Here is a 24,576-nt window from a genome sequence, read left to right on the forward strand (position 1 = left end):
AGACGATTACCGCACCTCCAAGTGATCTACGGGGTATATTTCGGCCAACGCGGGACCAGCGTCGGTTTAGACGGGAAACACAATGAAGCGATCAACTGTCAAGTCGGCCTTGGTGGTATGGCAACGGTAGGGCTCTTGGCCTTAGCGATGCCGACCGCTTCGGCTGCAACGGTGTCCATCTCGCCTGCAACAGTGCTGCAGTCGGGTCAGCAGCGGTCTCTAGGAGCCGCCTGGGGGGATACCGGGCCATACAACGTCAACTTTCAATGCGGGGCTCCGGGTTGCGCCAACTTCGTGACGTCGAGCACTACCCAGACCAGTCTGGGCCGCAGCTACTACTTCTCGACGTGCTCCCCGACGATTCACTACCACACGCGAGGGTAAGTCGTGTGGACGATTGCCTCTAGGCTTGCCCTTCAGGGCACTCGTGTCTGGGCCGTGTTGCTGGCTGTTGTCACATTTGTCTTGATCGTGGCCACCAGCAGCACGGCCAGTTCTCGGTTAGGGTCGGCGCTGGATGAGAACTGGCGCGGTTCGTATGACGTGCTGGTTGTTCCTCGGGGGCAGGATTTTGGTGCGGCCGGCACCGACGGTTTGGTTGATCCCAATTTCGTTGGCACTGCTGGCGAGGGTGGAATCTCGTTGGCAGAGTTGGATTCGGTGCGGGATGTCGATGGGGTGGAGGTCGCAGCGCCTCTGGGCATGGTTGGGAGCCTGCGCAACACATCGTTGTTTCCAGCACTACGGGTTGCCGACGATCCTGCCTCGGGCGTTTCGGCGTTGGCAGACGATGTCGTTATCTCGTTGACGGCCGAAGTCTTTGATGTTCGAGGGGCGGGGGAACGGCTGCTGATGCGCAACCGCGGTGTCGTGGCGCTGCAGCGCCGGGATTCGGCCGACATGCCCGTGGACCAGGTGGTGGCGAGTTCGTCGGTGACGGGTTTCTCGACAGTGTGGAGTAGTCAGGACTATTTCGTGGGGTTGGGGTCGATGCCGGAGTTCCCTGCCAGCATCGTTGCCGTCGATCCGGAGGCAGAGGTCGCTTTGCTGGGTCACGCGAACGCCAGTTTCCTTGAGCCCTTGACGAATCTCCCAGAGTTTCGCGGCACCGGGACCACTGTGTGGAGCGCCCGGGTCGATGAGGAGGCCTATCCGGCGATCCGGATGGAGTTGCAGGAGCCCGGTGATGGTGTGGCCAGGGATGTTGTGCCGCTGGTGGTGCGCACGTATCCGCCGGGGTCCTTCGTGCTGAGGGTGACGGCCGAGCATGCCAGCGTGGGGTTTTCCGATATTCCCACATCGGGCAGTGGGTTGGAGTCGGCCATTGCTTCGGCAGGTGCCGTTGACACGTTGGTTCTGGAATCTGATGTGTCGACGGCATTGACGCCGTTCGGAGGTGCTGGTCTCGTCCTGGAGTGGCCGGGAAGCCCTCCTCGGGAGGAGAACGTGGCGATGGTGCTGCCCGCTACTGAACTTCGGCCTGAACTGGTGGGGCGTCCCACATACCGCTCGGATCCGGGCGCGGCGGGGCCGGCGTACCGGGTGGCAGCGCAGGGTGTCACTGATGCTGCGGGCCGGGTCCCTGATCGGGGACAGCTTCAGCTTTCAGGTGGGCAGGAGCATGTGGGCAATGTCCAGTCGTACCGTGACTCCCAGGTTGTCGAGGGTGGCGGCTTTGTTGGTGCGGTTCCTGCGCCGTTGGGGACGTTCACCCCCGATGAGGTGGTGGATCCGCAAGCTCAGGCTGCTTCATATGTTCCCTCCGGGGTGTACAGCGGCAACCTCACGACGACTGCTGAGGGTGACGAGGTGTGGCCCAACGTCTCCGACCAGGACTTCATCACAGGTGTGCCGGGGGCCTTCACGGACCTGGTAGGTGCGGGGACGCTGCGTGGTGAAACGCCGATTGATGTGGTGCGTGTTCGTGTGGCAGGTATCGACCGGTATGACGCAGAGGCTGTGGAAAGGGTCGAGTCGGTGGCGACTTCGATTCGTGCACTGGGCTTGGACGCGATCGTGGTTGCGGGTTCGTCCCCACAAGCTGTCAGCGTCTATGTGCCCGAGTATTTCGTGGCTGAGGACGGCACAACGTCGGATCTGGGGTTGGTGCGCCAAGAGTGGACCACCTTGCAGGCTGCAGCTGCCGTGGAGCAGGGGGTCTCCGGAGCGACCGCGGCACTGATTGTGGCCAGCACTGGCGCCGTGATGTTGTCCCTTACCGTGACCACGCTGCTTGGGGCTGTTGGCCACCGAAGGCATGTGTCGATCCTTCGGCGCATCGGGTGGCGTGACGACCAGATTCGTCGGCTTCTGATGTGGGTAAACGTGCCCATGCTGTTGATCGTGGCTGGCGTGGCCCTCTGGGTCGTTGCCAGAGCCCCGGTGCCCTACCGGGCTGTGATCGCTGCGGTACTGCCGCTGGTCGTGCTGGTGTTCGCAGCAGCCGTGATGATCCCGTTCACACGACCATATTCCGGCCGTCCGAGCCGCGGCCTCAGTTCGTTGTCCAGCGTGGGTGGCTTGGTGTGGCGGCGGCTTCGGATGTCGCCGAGCTCCACGGTCCTGGGCGTTGTTGGCGTGTTGATCGCCGGCGGCATCACGTTCTTCGGTGTGATTGCAGTGCGTGAGGCGCTCGACACAGCCGGCGCTACGCGGCTGGCTGGGGTGGCTAGGTCTGCCGTGGTGTGGGCACACGTGGGGCTTGCGTTGGCAGGAGTCGCGAGCGCTGTGTTGCTCGTCACGATCTCGGCAGCAATCCACCGATCGCAACGCCAGCAGCAGGATGCGGTAGCCCGTTCAGTGGGGTACCGCCCCGCCACCATGCGCACCATCCAGCGCATCGACGATGCCGTGCGGGTGGCGACCACGCTGGCAGTGGCCGCAGCGGCTGCCTTTGCAGCTGCTCAGGTGGGTGCGCCACTCGGCGCGCTCGGGGCCGCTGCAGGGATGGTCGTGGCGGTCTCCGTGCTCCAGCTCGCGCTGGGCCAAGTGTCGACGAGAGGAGCCACACGATGAGGACCATGCAGGTTGCCGTAAAAGACCTCGGGGTCACCTACCCGATCTCGGAAGGCACGTTGACGGTCATCGACGACTTTGACCTACATGTCCAGTCGGGACAGATGGTCTGCCTCGCTGGCCGTAGCGGCTCAGGCAAGACCAGCATCCTGAAGGCGTTGGCGGGCTTCCACGTCCCCACCGTGGGGAGCGTCACCTGGAACGGTACTGACTTGCGGGCCATGTCCCCTGCCGAGGTGGCGGACCTTCGGCGGGAACACGTGGGGTACATGGATCAGGAAGCAGCGCTGCTGCCCGAGTTGACCGCACTCGAGAACTGCCTCGTTCCTATCCTGCCGGATGGGAGACAGGCTGTGCGGCGTGCACGGGTGAGGGCCCGCGAGATGCTCGAGGCCCTCGGTTTGGGAGAACGCCTCGGATGGCGACCAGCGCAGCTGTCAGGAGGTGAACGTCAGCGCCTCGTTTTGGCCAGGGTCTTCACCCAGCAAACCCCCGCCATCATCGCCGACGAGCCCACCGCCAGCCTCGACCGCACCTGGGCCGACCGCGTCATCGAACACCTGCGGAACCATGCTCACCAAGGTGGTCTCGTGGTCGTAGCTAGCCACGATCCCGCAGTGAGCCAAGCAGCCAATCAAACGATGCACTTGACCTAGCGGCGCGCGGAAACGGCGATTTCACCAAGGGGGAGTCGGGGCGAGGTTTCGTCGCCACTCCGTTCCCCACCACCGCGACCGTAACCGGGTCGTGGTGGTGGGGAAGTGCTCGTTGACTGGGGGTTTTGTGGTTGTTTCGCGGTATGATGGAGCCATCCAAGCAACAGGGAGCCTGACCAGCTCCCACCTAGACCGGAAAGGGGTCTATCTCATGTCTCGTGAAACCCTGGAGCTAGATCACTCGTATCGCTCGAGGATCTCCTTCATCTGGGCAATCTCCTTCTGCTGAGCGTCAATGATCTCCACGCAGAGCTGCTCGATCTCGGGATCGGTGATGGAGGCTTCCTGACATACCAGGATCGCGCGCGAGTGGTGCGGGATCATCGACTTCAGGAAACCCTCGTCGCCCACGCCCACCTCGGAGCGCCCCATGAAGAACGCTGCGAGGAACAGCGCAAGGAAGCCCACGAGCAGGATGATGTTGAGGGTCCGGTTCTTCAGCATCGACCACATACCGACCGTCATGAGCACGGCCATTGCGGCCACCATCAGGACGGCCATGTAGAGGTTGCTGGGGTTGAAGTAGAAGTGGTCGATGCTTCGCACCATGGACATGCTGAGTGCCCACATCAGGAACAGGTTCACCAGGAGGATTCCCCCGAACTTCCAGTACATACTCATCGATCCGCCGCTCTTTCCGTGAGCGTTGTCATCGTGCGTGCGTTCCTTGGCCATGACGTCCGCGTCCTTCCATGAGGTTCACTCACGAGGCTAGTACGGACGGCTTTGCCGGCGGTCGTTTGCCTAAACTCGGTTCGTGACGCGACTCTGGATGGGCAAACTCAGGCTGACCGCGCGAGGCCCGGCCGACGTCGGCGAGGTCTGGGCGCGCTACACCCAGCCCCGCCGCTGGGCCGGGTGGGCCCCACACCTCCGCGAGGTGCAGTATCCGGAGGGCGTGATCGAGCCCGACACAACCGGCGTCGTCCGGGGAGTGGGGCTGGCGGCCCGGTTCCGGATCGACAGCCTCGACGAGGAGGCCCGCACCTGGGCCTGGACGGTCCGGCTGGGTCCGCTCCAGGTGACGTTCGACCACGGGGTGGAGGAGGAACCAGACGGAAGTTGCGCCTGGGTCGTCATCCACGCACCGTGGCCGGTCGTCGTCGTGTATGCGCCGATCGCGCGCTACGCGCTCGGGCGACTGGTCGCCGCGAGCTGAGGATCGACCTCCGCCAACTCCTCCGGCGTCGCCATCCGGAACGGACCCTCCCGCTCCGCGGCCGGCTCGGCCGTCAGCCCTCGGGTGGCCCTGAGGCTGGCGACGACCGACACCGTGAGAATGGTCGCGATGACCGCGAGGGAGATCGCGGTGGGGATGTAGAAGATGTCGATCTTCAGCGCCATCTTGATGCCCACCCAGATCAGCACGAGGGCCAGCCCAATCTTGAGGTAGACGAAGCGGTGCATGAGGTCGGCCAGCAGGAAGTACATGGCCCTGAGGCCCAGGATCGCGAAGGCATTGGCGGTGAAGACCAGGAACGGCTCGCTGGTGACCGCGAAAATGGCTGGGATGGAGTCGACGGCGAAGACCACGTCGGTGGCCTCGATGAGCACCAGGACAGCGAGCAGCGGCGTTGCGAGCAACACCCCGCCCCGACGCACCAGCAGCCGCTGACCGTAGTAGGCGTCGGTCATCGGGATGAAGCGGCGGAAGAGCCTCAGGACCGCCGACTGCTCCGGGTCGAGGTGCTGGTCGCGCTGACGGATCATCCGCCAGCCGGTGTAGAGAAGGAACGCCGCGAACACGTACAACACCCACGTGAAGTTCTCGATGAGCACGGCGCCGACGGCGATGAACGCCCCACGCAGGATCAGCGCGCCGAGCACCCCCAGGAACAGCACCCGGTGCTGGAACTGCGGCGGGACAGCGAAATAGCTGAAGATGACGGCCCAGACGAAGACGTTGTCGACGGCCAGGGACTTCTCGATGAGGTAGCCGGCGAAGTACTGCTGCCCGACCTCGGGCCCCTGCCACCACCAGAGAAGGGCTCCGAATCCGACGCCGAGCGCGACCCAGACCGCGCTCCAGGCGGCGGCCTCGCGGACGCCGATGACGTGGGCGTCGCGGTGGGCCACGAGGTCGATGGCGAGCATGATGAGGATGGCGCCGATGACAGCGCCCCAGACCCAGAGTGGGACGTCCATGATGAGACCTTTCCGATCGTTGACGATCGGAGGTCTCTCCCAGCCCGATTCGGGCCGGCTCGCCGGGTCCAGTGTTGGACCGTAATGACGACGAGTCGCGCTCGGGGATACTCCCCTCCGTGCTCAAGTAGACACTGAAGAAGGGAGGGATGTCAACCCTTTGTCCAAGGTTTGTTCGCTGAGTTGCGATGCCCGCCGTCGTCGGGGACACCCGTCACCACCTGTGCGCTACCGTTGAGGTCTCCGCTGGTCACGAAGGGGTCATCATGGGGTTTCTCAACAAACTGTTCGGCAAGGCCGACGACAACGACAACGCACCCGTCGCGCCGTTTGACTCCGCTTCAGTACGGAGCGAGGTCGACGAGCTCATCTCAGCGCTGGGCGCGCTGACCGATGCGATGGACACCGAGGACGCGCCGCTGTCCAATCCCGGCTGGCGCGGACGCCTCCACGACCTACGGGAGGTGCGCGGGGACCTGAGGATCCTGACCCGGCGGCAGGACTTCACCAAGGACGACCTCTACGAGGTGCTCACCTGCGTGCGTCCGCTGTACCGCGGCGAGCCACCGAAGGATTTCGCGCACCTGGCCCCGCAGAACGAGCGCGTTGTCTCGGCCATCGAGGACGTGCACCGGGCCGCTGGCTCGTGAGGGCCTGCATCCTAACCGCTCACCACTGATCGGTTATTGACCACCCCCCGTTGGCCCCCCACAGTGCTGGGGTCATAGTGGGAGCATGGCGAACTTTGCGGATACGGCAGCGATCAACCTGCGACTCGGACTCCTCGGCCTCCCACTACCAGACGAAGGGGCCGCTGGCAGGGCCGTCGACCTGGTTCGTCCGATCCTGGCGCGCCAGCGCGAGCTGAACCGCCGCCTCCAGCACCGGCTCCCCGCCGTCGATACACGTATCCAGACCTTCCTCGACGCGTACCTCGACGGCACGGGTGTCACCCCGCAGATCCCCCGGCAGACCTTGGTGCTCGATCAGGCTGGGTTGGCTCGCGAGATGAGCCTCCCCGTCGATGGCGACCGGTTCACCTCCGAACTACTGACGAGCTACCGACTGGCCAACGGCATCCTTCACAACCCGGCCAACGACCGCCGCACCACCAAGGGCGTCTTCCACATCGCTGAGGGAGGGCTGCCCATCCAGGACGACAAGATCGCGGTGCCACGCGACGTGTTCGGCCGGCTAGTGGAGGCAGCCTTCGCTCCCCCGGCAGACGCGATGGTGCTGCCCTACACGTCCGGGCAGCCGGACCAGCCGAGGTGCTGGGTGTCCCTACTCCTGCGCCCCACCGTGGTGCCCAACGTGCCGGGTTACACCCGCGAGCGTCGGATGGAGACGCGCTTCATCGCACCCGCCACGCTGATGGCCAACCTCGACTTCGTGGAGGGCATCTTCGGCAACGGCGGCGACCCCTACCTGCCCGAGAACGACGCCTCCCTCGACCCGGAGGGCTGGACCGGCCACACCGGCCTGGTCGTACTCGCGCCACACCTGACGAAACTCACGAAGAAGGAACTCGGGCTCCCGCACTACGAGGACGCCACCGAAAGGCAGCGCCGCGACGGCATGTGCTGGCAGGACGAGGCCGAGCTCTACAACGGCGGGTCCGCTTTCAAGGCCTGTGCCAGGGACGAGCGAGGCGTGATCGTCACCGTCATCGCCGACAACTACTTCGGCTACTGCAAGAAGGAGGTCAAGGCGCAGATCAGCTACTCGGCCAATCTCCTCGGCCTCGTGGAAGAGGAACACGCCGGGGGCGCGATCACCTTCCCCCGCTACAACCTCGGCCAGACGTTCACCGAGCGATACGCCGACCCGTCCTACACACTCGACGACGTCGTGGCGAGGAACCCGGAGCGCTTCATCCGCCAGCCGGAGGGCCACGCCCTGGACGCTGAACAGAGCCACATCGTGCTGGTACCGGAGTGCACGTCGTACTCGCTGCGCGACACCACCGTGTCGTGGACGATCGGCGGCGAGACCCGAACGATCCCGCTCCGCGCGAATACCTACTACGTCGGGCCGGACGGGTACGTCGTCGAGCTGGCGCACATCGCCACCGATGGCAACCAATGGACGCTGCTGGGCACCTCACCGCACGCCACGAGCTGCCACAAGCCCGCCACCGTCTCCGGCGGCGGCAAGTCGGAAATCTCGAAGTCCATCACCGACGCCTTCGTCGTCGGCAACGCCTACGTTGCCGATTTTGTCGAGGATATGGCGCAGGTAGCGGCAATCGTCGACTACGACTTCTCGCGGCGGTTCGCCGATCCGGCTACGGCCTCGGACCAGCGACCCCTGCTCTCGGATGAGCGCAGCGTCGGGAGCGTAATCAAGCTGCTCACCCCGAGCCGTGACTACACCGACGAGTACAACGAGTGGGTCGAGGCGATCCCGCACCACATCAAGGAACTCGTCTTCGTCGTCAAGCGCTACTACCGGCCGGAGTGGGCCGACGACTGGGCCAGCCACTTCTCCGTCGGCAGGATCAACGGCCGGGCCGGCCACGCGCTCCGACTCGACGGGGACAAGATCCAGGTCAACATGCTGCGGGTGGGCTTCGCTCCGGACGGGTCCTGGCGCCTGTTCGGGCTGCGCCATGACTTCCACCCCAGCGCCAAGGTGCAGACGGAGGACGACATCACCGCCAGCATCGTCGTGCCGGGGGGTGTGGCCGGGCGCACCGACGGGCTGTCGCGCAAGTTCGTCACGAACTGCGAGCAGCTCCTCTTCCAGCGCCCCGACGACGCGATCCACCGCGGCTACGACAAGCAGGCCGAGGCCGACATCGCCGCCGGCGCCTTCCTCAGCAACTTCGAACCCCTGACGCGACAGGACGCGCGCGACATCGTCGCCGACGCCGTCGCCTTCAGCTCGTTCACCCAACCCATGCAGGAACTCATCGCCAAAGTTGCCAAGGGAGAGGACAGCGAGCCCGGCTACTTCGTCTCCTCGGCCCACCCCCGCCTGATCAACGGCGCGCGGTCGAAGAACCCGCGGTACCTCCAGGTGCGCCCGGACATTGCCAGGCCGAAGGAGACCGTGACCGCCGAGATGGTCTCGCGACTGTACCGTCGGCTTCCGATGCAGGCCCCGCTCAGGCTGCCGATCGACGTGGTGGCTGCGGGCCGCCGCAACAACGCCGCCGAGCCCGGCGTGCCGCCGCTGTGCGCCTACGCCCCCCTGCACTACATGGAATTGCCGGAGCTTTTCATGGAGTTCATCTCGTCCATGACCGGCAAGTCCCCCTCCACGACGGGCGCGGGCTCCGAGGGCGCCATGACGAAGGGCCCGTTCAACGCCCTGCCCTCGGTGATCGACCTCAATGCAGCCTTCCTCTCCTTCGCCCTGACGGGGTACGACGGCTGGCTCTCGAGCGCCGGCGTGATCGGGCCCAACGTGCGGGTCGACCACGACATCTCGCTGCTCGTCCCGGAGGTATTCTCTCGGATGTCCGCCGAGGAGCGCGACGCGGCCAGCCTCATCGCCGAGGGTGCACTCGAGCCGGTACCCGACCTGGAGCACGACGGCGAAACGATCGAAGCCAGCCGTCTGGGCTACCGGATGACGGCGAAGTTCCAGTCGAAGTACTTCGGTCGGATCTTCATGCACCCGCACGTCGTGTTCTCAGAGAACATGCTGCGCCCGGAACTGCAGGACACCGAGGCGTACGTCGAGTCCGTTCGCACGATCGTGACGACACACGCCCGCGTGGCCCAGTCCTACCTGGACGACGGCACCATCAGGCTCGCCGTACCACCCATCCGGGCGCTGCTGGAGATCATGGCCACCGGCTCGTCGGACGGCATGGGTCTGCACGACAAGCAGTTCCGCGCCATGTTCCAGCGGCAGAACGTCCTGGCCTCGGACTGGTACCGCGCACGGCTGGAGTCGCAGACTGCCGCCGACGCCCACCACGCTCAGGCCTCCGTCGCTGCGATGACCCGCTTCCTGGACGAGCCCACCAACGCGGCGGCAGCGGAGCGGCTGGGGATCGCCCAGCGGATCGAGAAGATGCAGACCCGCCTCAACTCGGCCACGACGGCCGAGGCCTCGTTCCAGCTCAGCGGCACCCTGGGTCGGCAGGTCGACTGGCGGCTCGAGTAGCCCTCGCTCGGTCCCTGAGCAGGGCCGGCGAGCGCAGCGAGCAGCCCGTCCGTCGAAGGGTAACGACCCCCCTCCCTACCGCCGCCCCCGACCACAGGGCGGCGACCACACGCGCGGCCGTAACCCTTCGACAAGCTCAGGGAACGAGGCCGACAAGCTCAGGGAACGAGGCCGGCAAGCTCTCGGATCAGTCCGAAGAGCCGGTCCCCACTCCTAGACGCTCGGCCACATAGTCGATGTCCTTGTCGCCGCGACCGGACAGGTTGACGATGATGACCTGTTCAGCGTCGAGAGTCGGCGCCAGCTTCATCGCGTGGGCCACCGCATGGCAGCTCTCCAACGCCGGGATGATCCCTTCGGTGCGGCAGAGCAGCTGGAATGCGTCGAGGGTGTCCTGGTCGGAGGCCGTCACGTACTCCACGCGTCCGACGTCGCGGAGATGGGCGTGCTGCGGCCCGATGCCGGGGTAGTCGAGCCCAGAGGCGATCGAGTGCACCGGAGACGGTTCGCCGTCGGCGTCCTGCAGCACGAGGGTCTTCATCCCGTGCAACGTCCCCTCACGCCCCAGCGTCATCGTGGCGGCATGTTCGCCCACCACGTCCAGGCTCCGCCCGCCGGGCTCGACGCCGTAGATCGCGACCGAATCGTCCTCGAGGAACGCGGTGAACAGCCCCAACGCGTTTGAGCCGCCCCCGACGGCCGCGATCAGCGCGTCAGGCAGCCGCCCGATCTTGTCCAGGCACTGCTGGCGGGCTTCCCTCCCGACGACCGACTGGAAGTCCCGCACCATGGTCGGGTAGGGGTGCGGGCCGACGACGGATCCGATCGCGAAGAACGTGTCGGCGTAGTCGCTGGCGAAAACGGCGAACGCCGAGTCGACTGCCTCCTTGAGACTCCGGCCGCCCTCCTCGACCGCCACGACCTTGGCTCCGAGCAACTCCATCCGCACGACGTTGGGATGCTGCTTCGCCACGTCGATAGCCCCCATGTGGATCTCGCACTCCAGCCCGAGCAAAGCGGCCGCGGTCGCCAGCGCCACGCCGTGCTGACCGGCCCCCGTCTCAGCGATGAGCTTGCGCTTGCCCATGCGCTTGGCCAGCAGCGCCTCGCCGAGGCAGTGGTTGATCTTGTGCGCCCCGGTGTGGTTGAGGTCCTCGCGCTTGAGGTAGATCCGAGCGCCGCCGAGTTCGGCGGTCAGGCGCTTCGCGAAGAAGAGAGGCGAGGGCCGGCCCACGTAGTCGGTGAGGAGAGCTTCATACTCAGCGAGGAACTCCGGATCGTCACGGGCCTCCGCGTAGGCCTCGGCAACCTCTGCGATGGGCGCCTCTAGTTGCGGGGGCACGAAGCGACCGCCGTGGTCGCCGAAGAAGCCCTGGTCGTCTGCATGGATGAGCGATGACATGCCATGAATCGTAGGGTGCCCCCTGCGTCGCCAGCGGCCGGGTTCACGCAGGCGGACGGGTCACCGGGCGGGCAGCAGGCTCTCGACCAGGTCGACGGTCAGCTCATCCAGGTTGTCCAGCACTGTCGTGCGGGCCAGCAGATCCTCAGCGGGCGGATGGAAGTGCGGGGGCACCGCCACCACCGTCATGCCTGCGTTGAGCGCGGAGAGGATCCCGTTGGTGGCATCCTCAACGGCAATGCACCTGGTGGGGTCCACCCCCAGCAACTCGGCGGCCTTCAGGTACCCGTCAGGGGCAGGCTTGCCCGCGGCCACCTCCTCTGTCGATACGGTGGCGGACAGCAACTCCCCCAGCCCCAGCACCTCGACGGCGGCGTCGATGAGCTGTCGCGGCGAGGAACTCGCAATGGCGATCGGGTAGTGCTCGGCCATCCGCCTGACCGCCTCAACGGCTCCGGGCAGGACCGTGATGCCTTCCCGGTAGTGGTCGGCCATGCCGTCGATGGTGCGCCGTGCCGCCTCGTCGGGCGAGTAGGGCAGGCCGACCGCCTCAACGAGATGCCTGCTCCATTCCCCGGTGCTCATCCCCATCATCGCCTGCGTGGTGCCGTCGGGCCACGGCAGGTCGTGCTCGGCGGCCAGACCGCGCCGCACGACGTCCCATACCGCCTCCGTGTCAGTCAGTGTGCCGTCCATGTCGAAGACGATGGCCTCGGGCTTCATGCTCAACTCCTCAGAAGGTGGGTGGGTTTACCCGCCACCATATCTCTGGGGTAGGGTGAGGCTCACTGAGTGGACGAATCCGGTGAGATCCCGGAACTGTCGCGCAACCGTGATCCCGATGCTGTCGGGGAGTCGGACCGCCGCTCGGTGAAAGGTAACAACCGTTCCGTCGCGACCAGCGGAAATCCTTGGCCGACGGACCTTGACTCGAAGAGGTCCTCATGTCCCGTTCTCCCCTCGGCTTCGCCGCACTGCCCGCGGCTGCCGCCCTGCTCCTGGGCGGCGTCGCCCTCACCGCCAACGCGGCCCCCACTACCGCAGCTGAATGCGTCCGAGACGGACTCGTCTGGGTCCACGTGCAGTACGACGACACGGTGACCGGCGCCTGCGCCAACGAGTTCGACACTGCATCCGAAGCTCTCCTCAGCACCGGCCTCACCACTGATACTGGCGCTTGGCTCTCCACCGTCGACGGTCGCGCTGCAGACAGCGGAGCGCGGGAGTACTGGGGAGTCTGGACGCAGTCGCCCGCCGACGGCGTCTACTCGGGGGCGTGGGAGTTCGCCCAGGTGGGCATCCTCGAACTGACCCTCGAAGCCGGCGACGTACTCGGCGTCGATCTTGAAGCCGACTGGGATCTCGAATCAGCGGCACCCACAGTCGACCCCGTCGCCGGTCTGGACCTCACCGCTCCGGAAACGACACCAACCACCCCAGCCCCGTCGCCCACCCCGACGGCCAGCGCGTCACCGGAGGGCCCAGGATCCGGCGCAGACTGCGACGATCCCTCCGCCCTGCCGATCAACCCTGAGTGCATCGGCGCCCCAAGCACCGGTGTCTGATTTGCGCCGCCTGACCGCAGCCCTGGTGTTGGGTTGCGTCACGGCCGCTGCGGCCTGGTCGCCAGCGCACGCCGACGCGTCCCCCGGCCACTGCACCAGCGATTCCGGGGTGACGGTCGTCGTCGACTTCCAGGAGTTGGGCGGCGGAACCGTCGTGCGCTGCGTAGACCAGGTTCCTGCGGGCACCACGGGGCTGCAGGCGCTGCGACTGGCCGGATTCACTCATTCCGGGACGATTCACGATGGCCCGGGTTTCGTCTGCAGGATCGACGACCGTCCCGCGGCCACCGAGACCCTCCCCGTGGCGGGCAACGAAGAGTACCGGGAAACATGCGTGGCCACGCCACCCAAGAATGCGTTCTGGGGATACTGGCACGCCCCCAACGGCGGCGAGTGGACGTTTTCGTCGTTCGGCGGCGGCGCGCGGACGGTGATTCCGGGAGGGTACGAGGGCTGGTCGTTCTCCCTCAACCGAGGCACGGACAGCAATCCCGCCCCACGCGTGGCGCCATCGCATCCCGTCGCGCCGCCCGCTACCGAGCCTCCGGCGCCCCCGACCACCACCACGCCGCCAGCGCCAGCACCGCGGCCCACCACCGCAGCACCCGGGAGCACTGCCCGGCCTCCTGCGAACACGGCGACGCCCGCCTCCCCTCCCTCCTCCGAGCCGACCACCCCCGACCCGGCGCCCGAGCCCGCGCGCACCGCGCCGATCGAGGCGCCCTCGGCCTCTCCGTCGCCCCCCGCACAGCCGCCGATATCCCCCAGCGTCGACGCGCCCTCCCCCACCACTGCCGACTCGTCGCCGTCCACCACTGCGGCGACCGGTCCCGCTGCTTCGCCTCCCCCTCCCCGCCCGTCACCCGGCCGGTCGGTCCCTCCCGGTGCTTCGCTGCCTCCGACCACGCCAGCCGTCGTCGAGGCTGAGCCTGCGGCAGGTCCTCCGCTGGGGACGCTGATCGGTGTCGGTGCCGTGGTCGTGCTGGGCGCGGCCGGGGGCGCAACCTGGTGGCGGCGCCGCGGGCTGGGATGAGGCGGTACTTCCTCCCCAGGTCGATCCATCCGTTCGCGTGGTGGGGCTGGGCTCTGGCACTCGCCGCAGCCGCGTCGAACACCACCAATCCTTTGCTGCTGGCGGGGGTGATCGCCGTGGCGGCTCTGGTCACCATCTCCCGCCGAGATGACAACCCGTGGGCGAGATCGTTCAAGCTATACCTCATCCTGGCCGTCTTCATCGTAGTGATGAGGGTCGCCTTCCGGATCTTCTTCGGGGGCGGCGATGGACCGACGATCCTGTTCACTCTGCCGCAGGTGCCCCTCCCCACCTGGGTGCGCGGCATCCGGCTCCTGGGCCCCGTATCACTCGAATCGCTGCTCAGCGGTCTCTACGACGGCGCGCGCCTGGCCACGATCGTGGTGTGCATCGGCGCCGCAAACTCGCTGGCCAACCCCAAGAAGCTCCTCGCGAGTCTTCCCGGAGCGCTCTACGAGCTTGGCACCGTCATGGTGGTGGCCGTCTCCGCATTGCCCCAGCTGGGTGAATCCGCCCAACGCGTCGTGCGGGCGCGGAAGCTCCGCCGCTCCCCGGCGGGGTCGAAGCGCCGCGACAAACTCCGAGCCGTGGAGACCATCATCGTCCCAGTTCTCTCCGATGCACTCGAACGCTCCCTCGCGCTGGCCGCCTCCATGGATGTGCGGGGCTACGGCCGTAGCGGTACCGGACGGCGCCTTCACCGCGGCCTGTCCCTGTGGCTGGGGGTGATTAGCATTATGCTGCTGGCCACCTGGTCGTTCCGTTTCCTCGCCGGCTCGGCTGACCGCAGCGTGCTGGGTGTCGGGATCCTCTCAACGTCGCTGCTGGTCGCGGGGCTCGCGTCTGCCATGGCTGCGCTCCACTTCGCCGGACGCACCGTCCGCAGGACCCAGTACCGTCCCATCCGATGGGGGATCGCCGAGACGCTGGTGGTGGTCACGGGCGTCACCTGCGCTGCCATCGTCAGCCTCGTCGCAGCCAGCGCCGACGCAGTCGTGCTGTTCCCCTCGATCAGCCCCTTCACGTGGCCGACGTTGACTCCGCTCCTCCTCCTCGCGCTGGCTGCCGCCAGCCTGCCGGCCTTCCTCACCCCGCCGCCCGACCTCTGGAAGGCCCCCGCATGATCCGCTTCGACGACGTCAGCTTCCGCTACGCCAGCAGCGACACCCTGCGGCTGCAGCACGTCAGCTTCGAGATCGAGGAGGGCGAGCTCTGCCTGGTCGTCGGTCCGACCGGGAGCGGGAAGTCCACCCTGCTGGGGTGCATCAATAACCTTGTGCCTCGCTTCACCGGCGGCATCCGCACCGGCCGCGTGTTCATCGACGGCAGCGACACCACCCTGCTCCAGCCCCGGGAACTCGCCACCACCGTCGGCTACGTGGGCCAGGACCCGCTCGCCGGCTTCGTCACCGACACGGTGGAGGACGAACTCGCCTACTCCATGGAGCAACTCGGCTTCCCCGCGCCGGAGATGCGGCGGCGGGTCGAGGAGACGCTCGATCTGCTGGGGATCGCCGACCTGCGCCGACGAGCGCTGCGCACCCTCTCGGGTGGGCAACAACAGCGCGTCGCGATCGGCAGCGTCCTGGCCAGTTCCCCGAAGGTGCTCGTCCTCGACGAACCCACCTCCGCGCTCGACCCCATCGCGGCGGAAGAGGTCCTGGCGATCGTATCCAGGCTGGTGCGCGACCTCGGCACGACCGTGGTGATCGCGGAACATCGCATGGAGCGTGTGATCGAGTTCGCCGACAGCACGCTTCTCGTCGGAGATACCGTGACCCACGGAGCCACGCGAACGGTTCTGCGCGATGCCCCGATCCGCCCCCCGCTGGTCGAGCTCGGAGTGGCGATGGGCTGGGACCCACTCCCGCTCACCATCCGCGAGGGGCGCCGCTCTGCCGCCCAGCAGCGTCGGGTCTGGGCCAGCGAGCCACCGACGCTGCCGTCACGCCGCCCGTCCGGTGAGGTGGCGCTCAGCGCGTCGAGCATCATCGTCCGATACGGCGAGAAGGTCGCTGTGGCCGGAGTGGATCTCTCCCTGCGCCAGGGGGAAGTGACCGCCCTGATGGGACGAAACGGCTGCGGCAAGTCGAGCCTGCTGTGGGCACTCCACGGAGCAGGGCGCCGCGACGGCGGCACGGTCTCGCGTTCCGCCGAGGCGGGGATCGCCCTGGTGCCGCAGACGCCCTCCGACCTGCTGTACCTGACCAGCGTTGCCGCCGAGTGCTCTGCGAGCGACCGGTCTGCGGAGGTGCCGGACGGTACGACGCTCGCGCTGCTTCGGCGTCTGGTGCCGGGCATCGAGCCCGACGCTCACCCCCGCGACCTGTCCGAGGGGCAGAAGTTGGCCGTGGTCCTGGCGGTCGAACTGGCTGGCAACCCGGCGGTGGTGCTGCTCGACGAACCCACCCGCGGCCTCGACTACGCCGCCAAGCATGCCCTGTCCGAGATCATCGCCGGCATGGCCGCTGACGGCCGAGCCGTGCTGATCGCCACCCACGACGTCGAGATGGTGGCCCAGACCTGCGAACGCGTGGTGGTCATGGCTGAAGGCGAGGTGGTCTCGGACGGACCCACTCGCGACGTGCTCGCCACGTCCGCGCTGCTCGCCACCCAGGTGGCGAAAGTCTCGAGTCCGACGCCGGTGCTCACCGTCCAGGAGTTCGTCGATGCCCGGGACTGACCCGACGCTCAACGTTCCCGCCCCCGTGGTCGGGGTGTCCCTCGGCTGGCGGACCTGGCTCGTCATCGTGCTCTCCACGGCGCTGGGGCTCTTCGCCATCGGTTGGCCGCTACTCATCCCCGCAGTGGGAGTCGCGCCCGAGCACGCGCAGGACGCGCCGTTCGTCTTCGCCGCGCTCCTTCCGGTGATCCTGTTGCTGGTGATCGCCCAGGTGACCGAGGGCGGACTCGATTCCAGGTCCCTGGCTGTTCTCGGCGTGCTCTCTGCCATCAACGCCGCCATCAGACCAGCGCTCGGCGCAGGGACAGCGGGGGTGGAGTCGGTCTTCTTCCTGCTGGTGCTGGCCGGGCGCGCCTTCGGGCCGGGGTTCGGCTACCTACTGGGCATGACCTCCCTGTTCGCCTCGGCGCTCATCACCGCGGGTGTGGGGCCCTGGCTGCCCTTCCAGATGCTCGCCGCCGGTTGGGTGGGTCTAATCTCGGGGCTCCTCCCCCGGAGGGTGACCGGCAAGGCCGAGATCGGGATGCTGATCGCCGTCGGTGTCGTGTCTGCGTACGTGTACGGCGCGCTGATGAACATGTGGTTCTGGCCGTTCATCACCGGCATCAACCTCGACGGCGCGGGCGGCTCCCTGGATTATGTCCCCGGAGCTCCGATCGTGGACAACCTGGCGCGGTTCGGCTGGTTCACCCTCCTCACCTCCACGGGCGGCTGGGATACCGGACGAGCGATCACAACGGCGCTTGCTCTGCTGATCCTGGGACGCCCGCTGCTCACGGTGCTGCGGCGCGCCTCAGGCCTAGGGCGGGTCGCGCCCCACCCCGGCGAAGCGGCCCCGCAGCGCGATGCTAGGGTCAGCCCGTTGGGTTAGAGAATCCGGTGCGAATCCGGAACTGACGCGCAACCGTGACCCTCGCGTGAGGGAAGTCGGACCGACGCCCAATGTAGGACGCTCCCGTCGCGCTTGCGGGTCCTCGCCTGGCGGCCGGAGCACAACGCGAAAGGACGTCAGTGTTACGTCGCATCCAGGGCTCAGCCCTCACTCTCGCCGTCATCGGCCTCATCCTCTCCCCGGTACCCGCCACGACGGCGGCGCCCCCCACTGCCGAGGAGTGCGTCGCCGCCGGGAACGTGTGGGTCCACGTTGAAGCGGACGCAACTGTTCTCGGGGCTGCGCCACCGAATTTTCCAGCGGCCGCGAGGCGTTGGAGAGCGCAGGCTTCGATCTGACTGACAATGGCGGGTTCCTCACTCACATCAACGGCATCCCAGCCTCGCCCGGCCCGCAGGACTGGTGGAGCTATTGGCAGCTGAGCGCCGACGCCGACGGCCGCTACGCCGAATGGAACTTCTCGCAGTTCGGCATGGACTCATCCTCCCCCCTGGGCGGCTCGGTCGAGGGCTGGTCGCTGCACGACAGCTACTCGGTCGAGGCTCCCCCGCCCGCGCAGAACCCGCTGGAGGGCTACACCGCCCCACCCAAGGAGGAGCCGACCGAGCCTGTGGTCATCCCTGACGCGCAACTGCGCGCCTGCATCAACCGGGGGCTGGCCCAGCCTGCCACCGCGGCGGTGGGCGCTGAGCAGGCCGCCGCAGTCACTGAGCTGAACTGCTTCTATGGCGGGATCCGGGACCTGACGGGTCTGGAGAAGTTCACCGGGCTAACTTCTCTGGATCTCACACTCAACGACGTCACCGACACCACTCCCCTGGCCGGCCTCACGCAACTGAGCAGCCTTGTCCTCGACGGCAACGAGATCAGCGACGTGTCCCCGCTGGCGGGGCTTGAGGGGCTCACCAGCCTGGATCTGGATGGCAACCAGGTGAGTGACCTCCGCCCACTGGGGGCTCTGTCGCTGCTCGAAGTCCTCTCGGTCGCCGATCAACGGGGAACGACTCCGTTGTCCGGCCTCGACGGAATTTCGGCTCTGGGTTCCCTGCGTGAACTGAACGTGTCACAGAATGCTCTCAGCACTCTCGAGCCGGTCTCCGATCTCGCCGGTCTGCGCAAGCTCCTCGCCTACGACAACGCGATCACCGACCTTTCGTCGCTCACTCGATTGACCGGCCTCACGGCGTTGAACCTGCACACCAACGGTTTGGCAGACATCTCAGCCTTGACCGAATTGAGTGCGCTGACGTCGCTCAACCTCGCCCACAACGACGTCGTCGACATCTCAGCCCTCTCCGGCCTGAGCGCTCTGACCGATCTGACCCTCTCGAACAACCCTGTCGGCGATCATGCGCCGCTAGAGGAGATGACCGCCCTGACTGACCTCAGACTTGATGGGACCGGTATGCGCGACGCGTCCGTGCTGGGTGCGATTGACGCCTTGAACTGGGTGATTCTGCACGACAACCACCTCAGCGACGTCTCCGTCCTAGCCACCAAGGACCTGCGCGGCTGGGGTGCTCTCGACCAAACCCTTGAGTGGCCCGCTGCCATTGCTGGGGAGCCCGCTCCACGGCCCGTGGTGACGGATGAGACGGGTGCGGCCATCGCGGTCCCGCTACCCGAGGGCGCAGTCGTCGAGGGCGACAGCGTGGTGTGGTCCGAACCTGGCACGTTCACGCTCAGGTTCTCGTCGCCGTCTCGTAAGTTCGCGGGGACGGTCACCGTCCACGTGGAGCCCGCTCGACCCTCCGCCAGCCCCACCCCCACCGAGGCGCCCACATCCGCGGATCCGAGCCCAACCGACGCTCCAACGGTCCAACCCTCCGCTGTACCCAGCCCCCCGCCTGCGGCCGTTGAGGATCTCTACGTCACGCCCGGAATGCATGAGGTGGCGGGGCGGCGCTGGTTCACGAGCTGCGAGCCCTATTCACAAACGCAGCGGTGCACGACGCTGATCTGGGCGTCCACCGTCCGGGACGGACAGCGCGTTGATGGCTGGACGTTCAACACGCTTACCTACCGCGCCTCGTCGAAGTCGCTCTGGACAGGAAACCCGCTCGCCACCCCAGGTGAGCACGTGGTAGACGGCCGCCAGTGGCGCACACAGTGCAATACGGCCCTGACCGGTGGTAACGGGTGCCGTTCCTTCCTCTGGGTCCGCACTCCGGCCCTGATCGACGGAAAGGTCGCCGTCTTCGAGGGCTGGCAGCTCAACAACATCGTCCGCTTCCACTAACCATCGCCGGGCGCAGCCTCACTGGCTGTTCCCCCGACCCTGGATCCACGGATGGGCCTCTGTTGCGAGGCCCGTCGGTGGATCCAGGTTGACCTGGGCTAAGCTCAGACTGCTGGCAGAGAATCCGGTGCGAACCCGGAACTGACGCGCAACCGTATCCGGCCCATGGGCCGGGAGTCGGACCGAAGCCAGCCTTGGATCAGTCCGCAAAGTCTGCGGATCGACGCGAAAGGATCACCGTGCGTACTCGCACCCGCCTCATGGCGCTCCCTCTTCTTGCCGGGCTGGCCTTCAGCCTGGTACCCCCCACCGCCTCCGCCGATCAGAGCGACGCCGCACGTGCAAGCTCCGCCATCTCCTGGCTGTCCGACAACTCCGGTGACAGCGGGATGCTCGAATCCTATCCTGGCACCGGCGATCCGGGCCTGACGCTCGACGCCGTCATCGCCGCTGTCGCCGCCGGTGCGCCGAGCGCAATCATCGCGGACTGGCTGGAAGCAGTCGAGCCAGTCTTCAAGGAACGGGCCATCTACGACGCCGGTCAGGGCCTCACCCGCCACACCGGCCTCATCGCGAAGGCGCTGTTCGCGCTGACCGCCGCCGGCGACGACCCAGCCACGTACGCGGGCCTCGACCTGCGCGAGCTCACAGAGGACTCGCTCAACCACGGCGCCGAGCCCGGTTGGGCCGGGGCGCCGTTCGGTCGGGACAGCGTCAACGCGTTTGGCCAGGCGTTCGTAATGCTGGGGCTCGCCGCCACTGGCGATCTCCCCTCCTCGACTGTCGCCTTCGTCTCCTCCAAACAGTGCACCGACGGTGGCTTCCCGTTGTACTTCACCGCCGGACAGAGCTGTGCTCAGGCGGGGTCGAAGTCCGATCCGGACGGTACCGCGCTGCTCATCATGGCCCTGCGCGCCGCGCAGGCCGACGGCATCGGCTCCTCGCAGGCGCCGCTCACCAAGGCGGTTGACTGGCTGGCAGGGATGCAGCGCCCCAACGGCTCCTACTACGGCGCGGTCCCCTTCACCGCGGTGGAGAACACCAACTCCTCGGGCCTGGCCGCCGCAGCGCTGGCCGGGCTCAAGCCAACCCATGTGGCGCGTGTCGGCGACTGGGTCGCCGGACTGCAACTCTCTTCCGGCCCCGACGCCGGAGCGATCGCGTACAGCCAAGCTGACTTTGACGGCCACGACGCCACGACCCCCCTGGGGATCAGTCGGGGCACGTGGCTCCGGGCCACCACGCAGGGCCTGAGCGCATTCGTGCCCAGGAGCTTCCACGACCTTCTTGCCTCAGAACCTGAGCCGGAGGACGATTTCGTCCGGACCGCCCCCTACACCCTGCCCGGGGAGCACATCGTCAACGGACGCCGGTGGCTGACCACGTGCGAGCCCTACTCGCAGACCGAGCGCTGCCGCACCAACATCTGGGCCTCGGTGGTCGAACTCCGCTCCGGAAAGTACCAAGTGGTCCAGGGCTGGGCCTTCAACAACCTCACCTACCTCCCCTCCGCGCGCTCTTTGTGGGTCAACAACCCCTTGGGATACAAGAACCTGGAGGGCTGGACGGGAGACGATGGTCGCCGCTGGAAGACCGACTGCGATTCCGCCGCCACTGGCAGCAACGGTTGCCGGTCCTACGCTGAGGTGACCGTCGTGTCCGCTACTCCCCGCCCGGCAGGTGGCTACACGTTCTCGAAGTCCAACACGTTCGTGTTCAACAACATCGTGCTCTTCAGGACGCGATAGGACGCCCCGGGAGTCGGAACGTTCCGTCGGGATTCTCCTCCAACCATCCTCCCTCCACCAGCTCGGCGGCGTTCGAGAGCACCTCGATCATTGATTGCCCCGTTCTCGCCGCCAGCTGGGACGCGCCGACCGTCTCTCCCCCACCAACTGCCTCCCGCAGCTCGAAGAGCGCGGGGGGCAGTTTGTCGACTGGGGTGTCCCTGCCGCGCCCTGTGGGCTCCGGCACCGTCCCCAACGGCGCCAGGGCTGCCTCGACCTCATCGGCGGAGGTGACCAGGGTGGCCTCCGCGTCTCGGATGAGGCGGTGGGGTGTGGCAGACAGCGACGATGTGATGGGGCCCGGTACAGCCAGCACCGGGATCCCCAGCGCGTTCCCCCAGGACGTCGTGTTCTTGGCCCCGGACCGGTGGGCTGCTTCGACGATCACCACAGCCGCGCTGAGTGCCGCGATCAGCCTGTTGCGCGCCAGAAACGCATACCGCGTGGGGCTGTAGCCGGGTGGCAGCTCCGAGATGATCGCTCCCCGGCCGACGATCGCGTCGGCGAGCGCCCGATTGCCCCGCGGGTAGGGAACGTCCACCCCGCTGGCCACGACAGCCACGGTGGTGCCTCGCATGCCGAGCGCACCGCGGTGCGCGGCGGCGTCGATGCCGAAGGCGAGCCCGGAGATGATGGTGCGTCCGCCCGCCGCCAAGTCCGCGGCGAACGTCAGGGCGGCGTGTTCCCCGTACGTTGTGCAGGCTCTCGACCCCACGATGGCCACGCCCCCCGTCAGCGCAGTCAGGTCCCTCCCACGCACCCACAGGCCGAAGGGAGCGCCCGTCTGTGACGAGACGGTCGTCTCCGCGAGCGCGGCGTACGGTGCCGGCCACTCCTCGTCGCCGGGCGTGAGGAAGCGGCTGCCGCATAGGTGCGTGGCCCTGTCGAGCTGCGTGAGGTCGACGGCCTGGGCGCGCCTTCCCCACGCAGTGTCGGGCCCCTGCGCCCGGAAGCCCTCCCAGATGTCGACCGGTCCGAACTCCTCGACCGCACGCACCACCGCCGGCGCCCCCAGCGGCGCCAGGGCGCACAACCCCATCCGCGCCTGCCGGTCGGTGCTGCTCACGCCGCCCCCCTCAGTTCGCCCTGCCGAAGTTGGAGGGCCGCCCGTAACTCGCGCGCGGTCACGACGTCCGATCCGCTGAGGTCCGCCATCGTCCACGCGACTCGCAACACCTTGTCCACGCCCCTGGCGCTCAGCAGTCCGCGCTGCAGCGCCGTGTTCAAGATGCCGATGTCGTCGGGAAGCGCAAGATGTTGCCGAAGGTACGCGCCTGACACGTCGCCGTTGGTCAGCCAGGGAGTGTCCCGAAGCCGCCTGCGCTGCCGGTCCCTCGCCTCCACGACACGCGCCAGCACCTCGGCGCTCGACTCAGGGGTGCCGGCCGCGACGTCGAGCAGCACGCGGTTGACCGACGCCATCTGATGGCGGATGTCGATCCTGTCCAGGACCGGGCCTGTGAGCTGTTCCTGGTACCTCCGGACCTTCGTGGGGTCGCAGCGGCACTGCATGCCAGCCACCCCATGCATGCCGCACGGGCAGGGATTGGCCGCCAGCACCAGCTGGAACCGTGCGGGGAACCGGGTGGACTGCTTCGCCCTGCTCACGTTGATCCAGCCGTTCTCCAGAGGGGTTCGGAGGGCATCCAGCTTCCCCCGAAGTCGGGGCATTCATCGAGGAAAAGCACGCCACGGTGGGCGAGCGAGATGGCGCCGGGCCTCAACTCGCCTGCCCCACCCCCGACGAGCGCGACCGTCGACATCGACGAGTGCGGGTCGGCGTAGGGGGGCCGCTTGATCAGACCGGTCAATTCCCGGCCCGCCAACGAGTGGAGCGCCGACACCTCCACTGCCTCCGGCTCGTCGAGGTCCGGCAGGATCGACGGCAGGCGCGACGCCAGCATCGTCTTGCCGACCCCGGGTGCGCCGTACAGGAACAGGTGGTGTCGTCCAGCCGCGGCTACCTCGAGCGCGAACTTCCCGTCCTCATGCCCGACGACATCGCGCAGGTCCGGGGCGAACTCGGAGTGCAGGTCCGGCCCCGGCGTCGACGACGGCGCCGCCTCTGTCGGCTCCAGCACGGGGCGCCCCTCAATGATGTCGACGACCTCCCGCAGGGTTCCGGCGCCCCACACCGTCAGTCCTGGCACGAGAGACGCCTCGGCCTGTTGACCGGCCGGGACGATGGCGCGATCGAAACCCGCCTTCACCGCGGCCAGCATCGCCGGCAGAACCCCACGAACCTTCCGTACGCGGCCGTCGAGGCTCAGCTCCCCGAACAGCACCGTTCGGGCATGAGTCTCGGCGAGTTCCTTCTGGACGATCAGAGCAGTCACGGCGAGGGCGAGATCGTAATGGGTACCGGTCTTCGGCAGACTGGCCGGCGACAGGTTGAAGGTGATGAGCCGATCGGGCCACGGCCAGCCGGCGCTGGTGACTGCGGCCCGGACCCGATGCTTCGCCTCGCTCAGCGATGTATCAGGTAGCCCCACCAGTTGCACTCTGGGCAGGCCGCCGCCGAGCGCGGCCTCCACCTCGACGGGAAAGCCGTTGATACCAGTCAACCCCACCGACCATGCCCTCACCATTCGTCGATCCTCTGGGCGTGGCTGATGGTCCACTCGCCGCGGGTCAGAAGCACGCCGACCCCGTCGACCCTCAGCCGAGGAGCCCGACGGCGGCTGCGCCGCATGTAGACCGCCGCGAGACCCCGCAGACGCCGCGCCTTCGCGTAGGTGATGGTTTCCAGCGGAGTGCCGTACCCCGTGCCCGCACGTGTCTTGACCTCCACCACGACGATCGCGGACGCCTCGGGGTCGTAGGCAACTATGTCGATCTCCCCGTCGCCGCACCGCCAGTTGCGCTCCAGGATGGTCCAGCCCAGCCGTTCCAGGTGCTCCGCGGCACGCCGTTCACCCTCGCGACCAAGCGATTGTCGTTGGCTCTCCATCAGCCATCACCTCCGACGGCATCATCGGAG

18 protein-coding genes and 1 pseudogene are annotated in these 24,576 nt (G+C 67.3%); 12 read left to right on the forward strand and 7 right to left on the reverse strand.

What is annotated here, in order from left to right:
- The first annotated feature begins 387 nt into the window (after nucleotides 1-387).
- Both RPIT_RS08375 and RPIT_RS08380 read left to right on the forward strand, forming a co-directional pair.
- Nucleotides 388-3,015: a hypothetical protein gene (locus RPIT_RS08375; RefSeq protein WP_143028257.1), complete on the forward strand. Its 2,628-nt coding sequence runs from the start codon at nucleotides 388-390 to the stop codon at nucleotides 3,013-3,015.
- Nucleotides 3,012-3,671: an ABC transporter ATP-binding protein gene (locus RPIT_RS08380; RefSeq protein WP_077342266.1), complete on the forward strand. Its 660-nt coding sequence runs from the start codon at nucleotides 3,012-3,014 to the stop codon at nucleotides 3,669-3,671. The genes RPIT_RS08375 and RPIT_RS08380 overlap by 4 nt, the downstream gene beginning before the upstream one ends.
- Before the next feature lie 237 nt (nucleotides 3,672-3,908).
- Here RPIT_RS08380 and RPIT_RS08385 read toward each other — a convergent pair whose 3' ends face one another.
- Nucleotides 3,909-4,406, reverse strand: coding sequence for a DUF305 domain-containing protein (locus tag RPIT_RS08385; RefSeq protein WP_218121609.1), 498 nt, complete (start codon nucleotides 4,404-4,406; stop codon nucleotides 3,909-3,911).
- 82 nt (nucleotides 4,407-4,488) lie between these two features.
- On the opposite strand from RPIT_RS08385, the gene RPIT_RS08390 reads away from it, so the two are divergent.
- Nucleotides 4,489-4,890: an SRPBCC family protein gene (locus RPIT_RS08390; protein WP_093664947.1), complete on the forward strand. Its 402-nt coding sequence runs from the start codon at nucleotides 4,489-4,491 to the stop codon at nucleotides 4,888-4,890.
- Here the strand turns inward: RPIT_RS08390 and RPIT_RS08395 are convergent.
- Nucleotides 4,857-5,876: a TerC family protein gene (locus RPIT_RS08395; RefSeq protein ID WP_093664949.1), complete on the reverse strand. Its 1,020-nt coding sequence runs from the start codon at nucleotides 5,874-5,876 to the stop codon at nucleotides 4,857-4,859. The two genes, RPIT_RS08390 and RPIT_RS08395, sit on opposite strands and share 34 nt — an antisense overlap.
- Before the next feature lie 266 nt (nucleotides 5,877-6,142).
- Here RPIT_RS08395 and RPIT_RS08400 point away from each other — a divergent pair, with 266 nt between their 5' ends.
- Both RPIT_RS08400 and RPIT_RS08405 read left to right on the forward strand, forming a co-directional pair.
- Entirely contained in the window at nucleotides 6,143-6,526 is a 384-nt protein-coding gene (locus tag RPIT_RS08400; RefSeq protein WP_143028258.1) for a hypothetical protein, read from the forward strand.
- A gap of 85 nt (nucleotides 6,527-6,611) precedes the next feature.
- Nucleotides 6,612-9,995, forward strand: coding sequence for a PPi-type phosphoenolpyruvate carboxykinase family protein (locus tag RPIT_RS08405; protein WP_077342271.1), 3,384 nt, complete (start codon nucleotides 6,612-6,614; stop codon nucleotides 9,993-9,995).
- Between the two features lie 187 nt (nucleotides 9,996-10,182).
- Here RPIT_RS08405 and trpB read toward each other — a convergent pair whose 3' ends face one another.
- Together trpB and RPIT_RS08415 are read right to left on the reverse strand one after the other, a co-directional pair.
- Entirely contained in the window at nucleotides 10,183-11,397 is a 1,215-nt protein-coding gene (trpB, locus tag RPIT_RS08410; RefSeq protein ID WP_077342273.1) for a tryptophan synthase subunit beta, read from the reverse strand.
- Nucleotides 11,398-11,457: 60 nt separating this feature from the next.
- On the reverse strand, nucleotides 11,458-12,120 hold the full coding sequence (locus RPIT_RS08415) for an HAD family hydrolase (protein ID WP_077342275.1): 663 nt from the start codon (nucleotides 12,118-12,120) through the stop codon (nucleotides 11,458-11,460).
- A gap of 221 nt (nucleotides 12,121-12,341) precedes the next feature.
- Here RPIT_RS08415 and RPIT_RS08420 point away from each other — a divergent pair, with 221 nt between their 5' ends.
- The 7 genes from RPIT_RS08420 (at nucleotide 12,342) to RPIT_RS08450 (ending at nucleotide 21,557) form a co-directional block, all read left to right on the forward strand.
- Entirely contained in the window at nucleotides 12,342-12,962 is a 621-nt protein-coding gene (locus RPIT_RS08420) for a hypothetical protein (RefSeq protein ID WP_077342277.1), read from the forward strand.
- Nucleotides 12,955-13,995 carry a hypothetical protein gene (locus tag RPIT_RS08425; RefSeq protein WP_143028259.1) on the forward strand — a complete coding sequence of 347 codons (1,041 nt, stop codon included), beginning with the start codon at nucleotides 12,955-12,957 and terminating at the stop codon, nucleotides 13,993-13,995. Before RPIT_RS08420 ends, RPIT_RS08425 begins: the two co-directional genes overlap by 8 nt.
- Nucleotides 13,992-15,119, forward strand: a complete 1,128-nt coding sequence (locus RPIT_RS08430) for an energy-coupling factor transporter transmembrane component T (protein ID WP_077342279.1) — start codon at nucleotides 13,992-13,994, stop codon at nucleotides 15,117-15,119. Before RPIT_RS08425 ends, RPIT_RS08430 begins: the two co-directional genes overlap by 4 nt.
- Nucleotides 15,116-16,678 carry an ABC transporter ATP-binding protein gene (locus tag RPIT_RS08435; protein WP_077342281.1) on the forward strand — a complete coding sequence of 521 codons (1,563 nt, stop codon included), beginning with the start codon at nucleotides 15,116-15,118 and terminating at the stop codon, nucleotides 16,676-16,678. Before RPIT_RS08430 ends, RPIT_RS08435 begins: the two co-directional genes overlap by 4 nt.
- Nucleotides 16,665-17,549, forward strand: coding sequence for an ECF transporter S component (locus RPIT_RS08440; protein WP_157633345.1), 885 nt, complete (start codon nucleotides 16,665-16,667; stop codon nucleotides 17,547-17,549). Before RPIT_RS08435 ends, RPIT_RS08440 begins: the two co-directional genes overlap by 14 nt.
- Nucleotides 17,550-17,883: 334 nt before the next feature.
- The gene (locus tag RPIT_RS08445; protein WP_077342283.1) at nucleotides 17,884-19,809 is read left to right on the forward strand and encodes a leucine-rich repeat domain-containing protein; all 1,926 of its coding nucleotides are present in this window, start codon (nucleotides 17,884-17,886) and stop codon (nucleotides 19,807-19,809) included.
- Nucleotides 19,810-20,048: 239 nt separating this feature from the next.
- The gene (locus RPIT_RS08450; protein ID WP_157633346.1) at nucleotides 20,049-21,557 is read left to right on the forward strand and encodes a prenyltransferase/squalene oxidase repeat-containing protein; all 1,509 of its coding nucleotides are present in this window, start codon (nucleotides 20,049-20,051) and stop codon (nucleotides 21,555-21,557) included.
- On the opposite strand, the gene dprA is transcribed toward RPIT_RS08450, so the two are convergent.
- The 3 genes and pseudogenes from dprA to RPIT_RS08465 form a co-directional block, all read right to left on the reverse strand.
- A complete protein-coding gene (gene dprA, locus RPIT_RS08455) occupies nucleotides 21,544-22,662 on the reverse strand; it encodes a DNA-processing protein DprA (protein WP_077342287.1) in 1,119 nt (372 codons plus the stop codon). The genes RPIT_RS08450 and dprA overlap by 14 nt on opposite strands.
- Nucleotides 22,659-24,184 (reverse strand): annotated as a pseudogene (locus tag RPIT_RS08460) (YifB family Mg chelatase-like AAA ATPase). The gene dprA and the pseudogene RPIT_RS08460 overlap by 4 nt, the downstream one beginning before the upstream one ends.
- The gene (locus RPIT_RS08465; RefSeq protein WP_077342289.1) at nucleotides 24,178-24,546 is read right to left on the reverse strand and encodes a YraN family protein; all 369 of its coding nucleotides are present in this window, start codon (nucleotides 24,544-24,546) and stop codon (nucleotides 24,178-24,180) included. The pseudogene RPIT_RS08460 and the gene RPIT_RS08465 overlap by 7 nt, the downstream one beginning before the upstream one ends.
- Nucleotides 24,547-24,576: the final 30 nt, after the last annotated feature.

Source organism: Tessaracoccus flavus (assembly GCF_001997295.1).
Classification (GTDB): Bacteria; Actinomycetota; Actinomycetes; order Propionibacteriales; family Propionibacteriaceae; genus Arachnia; species Arachnia flava.